At 63.7% G+C, this 1,233-nt stretch carries 1 protein-coding gene; it reads left to right on the top strand.

Annotation, left to right across the window (positions count from 1 at the left end):
* A partial coding sequence (gene purF / locus FUT88_RS26010; RefSeq protein WP_147219393.1) for an amidophosphoribosyltransferase occupies positions 1–1,233 on the top strand: 1,233 nt, incomplete at both ends.

Raw genomic sequence — 1,233 nt, 5'->3', positions numbered from 1 at the left:
CAGGCAGCACTTTCCACATGCACAAGGCCAATGGCATGGTGCGCGACGTGTTCCGCACGCGAAACATGCGCGGGCTGCCGGGTACGAGCGGCATCGGCCAAGTGCGCTATCCGACCGCAGGTTCCTCCAGCGAAGAAGAAGCCCAGCCGTTCTATGTCAACGCGCCGTTCGGCATCGTGCTAGCGCACAACGGCAACCTGACGAACTCCGATCAGCTGCGCGACGAGATGTTCCGGCGCGACCGCCGCCACATCAACACGCAGTCCGACTCTGAAGTGCTGCTCAACGTGCTGGCCGACGAATTGCAACGCGCCAGCAACGACATTCCGCTGAACCGCGATTCCATTTTCACCGCGGTGGAAGGCCTGCACCGCCGCGTGCGCGGCTCGTACGCCATCGCCGCCGAGATTTCGGGCTACGGCGTGCTGGCTGTGCGCGACCCCTTCGGCATCCGCCCGCTCGCGCTGGGTAGCCAGGAAACGCCGGAGGGCCACATCGAATACATGGTCGCTTCGGAGTCCGTGGCGCTGGAAGGCATCGGCTTCAAGTTCGAGCGTGACGTGGCGCCTGGCGAGGCCGTCTTCATCGACCTCGAGGGCAAGCTGCACACCAAGCAATGCGCCGCCAACCCGGTGCTTTCGCCGTGCATCTTTGAATACGTGTACCTGGCCCGTCCGGATTCGCGTATGGATGGTGTGTCGGTGTACGACGCGCGCCTGCGCATGGGCGATTACCTGGCCGAGAAGATCAAGCGCGAGGTGACCGACAGGATCGACGTGGTGATGCCGATTCCGGATTCGTCCCGCCCGGCTGCCATGCAGGTGGCCAACCACCTGGGCGTGCCGTACCGCGAAGGTTTCTTCAAGAACCGCTACGTGGGTCGCACCTTCATCATGCCGGGCCAGGCGGTGCGCAAGAAGTCCGTGCGCCAGAAGCTCAACGCCATGGCGATTGAGTTCAAGGACAAGAACGTGCTGATCGTCGACGACTCCATCGTGCGTGGCACGACGTCGTCGGAGATCGTGCAGATGGCGCGCGACGCCGGTGCCAAGAAGGTGATCTTCGCGTCGGCCGCGCCGCCGGTGAAGTTCCCGAACGTGTACGGTATCGATATGCCGACGCGGGGCGAACTGGTGGCTTATGGGCGCACGCACGAAGAGATCGCCAAGATCATCGGCGCAGACCAGCTCGTGTACCAGGATGTGGAAGACATGAAGCGCGCCGTGCGCGACG

The sequence above is a fragment of the Ralstonia sp. TCR112 genome (assembly GCF_007997035.1).
Taxonomy (GTDB): domain Bacteria; phylum Pseudomonadota; class Gammaproteobacteria; order Burkholderiales; family Burkholderiaceae; genus Ralstonia; species Ralstonia edaphi.
This window is presented reverse-complemented; position numbering and strand designations above follow the sequence as displayed.